Genomic DNA, 6,000 nt, shown 5'->3' on the forward strand with positions numbered 1-6,000 from the left:
TTTGTCCTTTTTATAAGGTTCAGAGAGATAAAACATAATGAATTACTGCAGAAAGATTTTAGCCTGCTGCGTTATGGCCGCAATAACTGCCGGATGCAGCATCAGTGGAGAAAAGAGCTCGGAACGCGGTTTCACGATAAGTGAAATGGAAAAAATGAGTGCCGTCTACCACAAGGAATATTCCGACAATCACAACATCACCAAAAGTGCCGTAAAGGAACTGCGCAACTCACAGTGCATCATGCGTGCAATCACGCGTTCGGTAAACGGAGCATTTGCGGGAATGAGAACCGAATGGGCTGTTGACGTAACCCGTGACTGTTCAATGAATACGGCCGTTCTTGCCCACGGCAGACTTCTCATAAGCAACTGCGTAGTCGGCAAGCTCCACAATCAGGACCAGGAAGCGTACATTATAGCTCATGCATTTGCCCATACGCTTCTCGAACATGACAATGAAAGAATTACCCCTTATCTGGCTGAAAAGAGCAAGGAAAAGGATTATTCCTTCAAGCAGTACCTTAGAAGTCAGGGTGGATATGACGTATTCACCAAGGCAGTAGGACTCCCGGACAGGGATGGAGACGTGATGCCTTACACCGCCGAACACGAAATGGCCGCTGACATACTGGCAATACAGGCCATGGCAGGTGCGGGCTTCAATCCTTCGGCTGCTCTTATTGTCTGGCAGAACATGACAAGGGATGATGACTTAAATGCCTCATCATACATCAGAACTCATCCTCACTCACCGCAATATCTGAATCAGCTGAGCGAACTGGTTGAACAGGCAATGCCGATATACAGAAAAGCCAGAACCGAATACGGCCGCACTCCGGTATGTCAATAGTACGAATCAGGATGCCAAAGGCATCCGACATATCCGGAATCGCAAGGATGCAGTACAGATCCATGCGCATGATTGAATACAGACATTATACGGAGAAGGAACTCTCCGTATATGCCATGGAAACGGATCAGATCATGTCCATGTGGAGCGAGAGGCTTGTCTACGCTGAATTCTGTAACGATGACGAACGCACTCTCATCCTTGTTGCAGCCGAAAGCGAGAATGAATCGCTGGATGCAAAAGAATCAGTTATAGGCGTTATTTTCGTAAGTGTGCTTGACGGATTTCTCTACATCAGATCACTGTACGTGGATCCGGACAGAGTCGGACACAAAGTCGGTACCGCCATGCTGACAAATGCAATACTTCTCATGCTCAAAAGACATTATGTCGGAGGACTGAGACTTGAGGTTTTTACTGATAATGATCAGGCCATAGGTCTCTACTCATCATTCGGCATGAAGCCCGCTGATTTTTCCTACCCGATCAAGTTCGGCGGTTCAGCCTCCAAAAGCGTACCTCTGAGACTGAAGATTATGTGCATGGAAGGCAGAACGACTTCAGAATGGGCCGATCTTCTGCTGAAAAAGACGGCAGAACCGGTAAAAAGCATGCTTTCTGATGAATGTATCGAATACCTGCAGTCAGAGTCATTTGCCAAAACTTCAGAATACATAAGAACGGGCAATTACATTCCGTCAAAATTCAGGGAGCTGGTACCGCCGTCAAAAAGGGTGGTAAGGCAAACTGATGAATATGATGACTGGGATGATTTCGAGGACTGGATGGAAACACTGTTTCCGAAAGACTGATTCAGCAACGGACAGATATGAGGCACAAAAAAGTCCGGGTATCGTCTCAATCCGGAAAATACCCGTCATACACTGCCTGTTATCGCCGTTTCATCTGCGGTTAAGCGTCTTTTCCGCAAATTCAATATATTTTCCGCGTCGAATCTTCAATCCGGTATTCTCAATCTCAGGCATGTTCAGCCAGATCTTTGGGACATACACGTGTGACATCTCCGAAAGAGCCTGCTGTCTCAGGTCCTCCAGTGTCCCGTTAAATCCCGGTGCCGTCCGCACAAGTGCCACGGCCATCATTCCCCATTCATGATCCCTTACGGGAACAACCAGAACCTCGGCTATGTTCTGATTCTTAAGAAGCATGGCCTCCACCTGTTCCGGGTGAATGTTTTCACCGCCTGAAATAAACATGTTATCTCTGCGTCCGCTGACGGTAAGCCCGGAAGGGAGCATCCTGCCGATATCCCCGGTATGAAAATAACCGTCGTTACCTGTTACCTTTTCAATTAGGCCGTTTCTGAAATATCCCATGCACAGGGTTTCTCCGCGAACAAGTATTTCCCCGTCAGAGTTCAGAACAAGTTCACGATACGGAAGAGGAAAACCCGCAGTAATTTCCTTTCCCTTAAGAAGAACGTTCGTACAGATCTGCGAAGCCATTTCGGTTGAACCGTAACTGCCGTAAAGAGCAATTGACGGATACAGATCGTGCATGCGGGCAATCAGCATGTCATCAATCGGAGCTCCACCCAGAAGTATTGCACGTACGCAGCTTTCAGCAAGAACCTCCGGATGATTTTCCATGATTCTGACAAGCTGGGTCGGAACAAGAGACAGCACAGTGATACGATCCTGAAGAATCTGTCCGGCAGGAGACATGTCTTTTCTTGGGGATACCATTACGGCACCGGTCAGTACGCATTTAAAAATCACGGCCTGTCCTCCCACATGATTAAGAGGAAGGGAAAGAAGATATCTGTCTCCATGTCTGATATCCAGCACCTTCTGTCCGCCAAGGGCACTTTTAAGATGAGCATTGAGATTATGAACCACAAGCTTTGGCATGGCCGTTGATCCGGAGGTCATCATCATATTACACGGCGCATACGGATCAACATGGTCATTTAAATGGAATTCTTCGTCCCGGAAGGCATCCATGGCGTTTACGGATTCTGCAAATCTTCGCAGATCGTTTATGATGAACGCCCGGGCATCACGGGCCACTGTTCGTATTCTTTCCGGTGTTTCCCTTGAGGAGAAGGGAATATATGTAATTCCGTTTCTCATCATGGCAAAGATGGCTGCCACATGGTCGACGGAAGGGGAAGCCTTTATCATAACCTTTGGAAACAGCGCATCGGTAAAAAGATACTCCCCGAGGTCAGTTCCATCAAGTCCTGCTGAGAGCAGACCGGATACGCCGTTTTCCCTCATGAAGGCTTCATTTTTTACAAAAGAAAAAATCCTCTGATAATATTCGGTTAACTGTTCAAGTTCACCGTAGGTGTACTCTTTGCCGGCATCAGAGAATGCAGGCTCGGAGGAGTATAAAAGAGCTGCTTCAGACAGAGGGCATTTGCGTATATTCATCATTATAAAACACCGGATAATTTAAGCAGAAACGGATGGCAGCGAGTGTAGCTGTCAGATCCTGCCGATAATTATAGCGTTTAGATCACTCTTTAAAAAGAGCGAGGAGAAAATGTCGTGCATACAGACGGACATAAGTAATGTCGCGTGAATTCGTAACATATAAAAAAGCATTATTGCCCGATGAGCAATAATGCTTTAAAAAGAAGTTTAATTCAACTCCGATTAGTCGGCATAACCGCCAATCATTACGTAGATACTGCTGTTAAGAGCATCAACATCGATAGGGCACTTACTCTTGAAGTTAACGGTAAATCTGCTCTTTGCCGATACCTTCTCGGTAAAGAATTCGGAAACATTTACCAGGAACGGATTACTGTAATCACTGCTGCCCAGCGCCTTTCTTAACGCCTTGCCGTCGAAATCCCAGTTTGCATATACAGGCTTAAGAAGAGCCTTTGTGCCGTTAGGAGAGGTCATTTCAATCTGGAGAAGATTGTTGGCATAGGCAATACCCTGAGTAGAGCCGTTGTATGCGGAACTGCAGCTGCTGTTTGAACTGTCGTTCGCATAGGTAAATGATGCCAGGTTCAGAGTGGTAACCTCAATATCAACATTGGCATTGTTGTCGTATGAATTGTCAGTATTTACAAAATTGGTAAACTGACATGTCACGGTCTTGCCGCCGTCGGATGAGGAACAAGGTTTTGAACCGGTACTGCGGTAATCATCAGGAAGTTCAGCTCTCTTTGCACATTTCACATCGCTGTCACATGCAAGTGCCTTGGTTACTGCCTTCTTTGCGTCAACCACGCCGAAGCCGTAGTAGTTGGAGAATCTCAGACCTGCAGCGGTATCATGCCAGCCTCTGTCGAAGGTAATCTGCTGACCGTATTCACTTACGTTTGAGGTCTGAGGACCATACTTGAGCGAACTCCAGCCCTCTGCAGTATCATTGTTGGCAGTGGTTGCCAGAATGTAACGAAGCTGAGGCACGGTAATGTCAGGCTTTGCCTGTATTACCAGTGAGGAAACACCGGTAACAGAAGGAGTGGCGGAAGAGGTACCGTTCATGATGTGAGTGTAGTACTTTCTGATGTCATACTTGGATGTGTCCTTTCTCCATGGAGAGGTTCCGTCAAGACCATCATCATAATAGGAAGGATCGTAGCTGTACTTAGTTGTTACGATTGCTGCAGATGAATCATATCCTCCGGTATAACCAAATTCACCGCCGGTACCGGAAACCCAGAGATGGGCACCTGCGGTTGAATAGGATGACTTCTTACCGAGAGAGTTTATGGCTGCGACATTAATCAGATAACGGCCTCTGTTAAATGATGAGGACTGGTTGAACTGGTATATTGCTTCAAGGCTAGGCTGGTAAGCATAGCTGTTATCAAGACCAAGGCTGGCGTTTACAATATCCAGATCGTTCTTTCTGGCAAGATAGTAAATATTGGTCTTGTTTGCATCGTATGATGAAAGTCTTGCATCATAGGCGATACCTCTTACACCTTTACCATTGTTGGCTTCAGCACCGATAATGCCTGCCACCATGGTTCCATGAAGAAGGCTGCTGTCCTGCTTCACCGAATTGAGAGAAAGGGTGCCGTTGATAAATGAAGCAGTTGATGTCGGACTGTATTTCTTAGAAGAAAGGTCTTCATGATTAAAATCAACGATGGCATCCCATACGGCAACCTTAACGTTCTTACCGGAAATGAGCTCATTGTTTGAGTCGGTTAAGTGCCATGCCGGAATAACGTTAAGATCCACTCCGGCAACAGGAGCCTTTCTTACCTTAAATGGATTCTGGCCCAGATTCTTGATGTGCCACTGATCGGTAAACACGCGATCACCGTTTGATGATTCGGTACCGACCTTGAGATTGAAGCTCTTTGAAGTTCCTGCCGCATTGGTAACCGTAATTACTTCCGTAAAGTAGTAATAGTCCGGTGTAGTACCGAGTACGCTTTCAGGAACGTAATAGAATATCTCTCCGTTACCTGCAGATCTTCCTGTCTGAGGGTGGGTTTTGGTAAACATTCCGTATTTAGCTTCAATATTAAATTCAGGACTGATGTTTGCTCCGGTACTGCCGTCAGCCGCAGCAATACTGTATGATAACACGTATGGTTTGCCACTGAACATGTCACCATCTTCCGCAACGGCAAGAGTAATTACAGTATCCTTAATTACATCAGGTTCGTTATTATTGTCGTCATCTTCGGTATTGTCATTGTTATCATCGCCGGAGTTGTCATTGTTGTCATTACCGGCATTGTCATTGTTGTCATTACCGGAATTGTCATTGTTGTCATTACCGGAATTGTCATTGTTATCATTACCGGTATTGTCGTTGTTATCATTACCGGTATTGTCGTTGCCGGTGTTGCCGCCGTTATCGTTGCCGGTGTTGCCGCCGTTATCGTTGCCGGTGTTGCCACCGTTATCGTTGCCGGTGTTGCCGCCGTTGTCGTTGCCGGTATTACCGCCGTTATCGTTGCCGGTATTACCGCCGTTGTCGTTGCCGGTATTACCGCCGTTGTCGTTGCCGGTATTACCGCCGTTGTCGTTGCCGGTATTACCGCCGTTATTATTGTCATCTCCATTTATAGGAGATGTAACGCCTGAATCAGGATCCCCGTTATCAGTAACAGATGAATTGTTACCATCACCGCCACCGCTGCCACACGCAGTCAGGGTAGTAAGAGAAGAGATCAGAAGAGCATTTAAAATCGGTAAGTACAG

The 6,000-nt window shown here is 46.5% G+C and carries 4 protein-coding genes; 2 read left to right on the top strand and 2 right to left on the bottom strand.

Features of this window, described 5'->3' with window-relative positions:
• The first annotated feature begins 37 nt into the window (after nt 1-37).
• Entirely contained in the window at nt 38-850 is an 813-nt protein-coding gene (locus QZU58_RS06360; protein WP_294495738.1) for a M48 family metalloprotease, read from the top strand.
• Nucleotides 841-1,662 (top strand): N-acetyltransferase, encoded by an 822-nt coding sequence (locus tag QZU58_RS06365; RefSeq protein WP_294495739.1) that lies wholly within the window; start codon nt 841-843, stop codon nt 1,660-1,662. The genes QZU58_RS06360 and QZU58_RS06365 overlap by 10 nt, the downstream gene beginning before the upstream one ends.
• A gap of 90 nt (nt 1,663-1,752) precedes the next feature.
• Here the strand turns inward: QZU58_RS06365 and QZU58_RS06370 are convergent, their stop codons facing one another.
• Both QZU58_RS06370 and QZU58_RS06375 read right to left on the bottom strand, forming a co-directional pair.
• The gene (locus tag QZU58_RS06370) at nt 1,753-3,249 is read right to left on the bottom strand and encodes an AMP-binding protein (RefSeq protein WP_294495740.1); all 1,497 of its coding nucleotides are present in this window, start codon (nt 3,247-3,249) and stop codon (nt 1,753-1,755) included.
• A 222-nt stretch (nt 3,250-3,471) separates the two neighbouring features.
• The coding region (locus QZU58_RS06375; protein WP_294495741.1) for a S8 family serine peptidase at nt 3,472-6,000 on the bottom strand (2,529 nt) is incomplete at its 5' end.

This window comes from uncultured Ruminobacter sp. (assembly GCA_902764345.1).
In the GTDB taxonomy this organism is placed as follows: Bacteria; Pseudomonadota; Gammaproteobacteria; order Enterobacterales; family Succinivibrionaceae; genus Ruminobacter.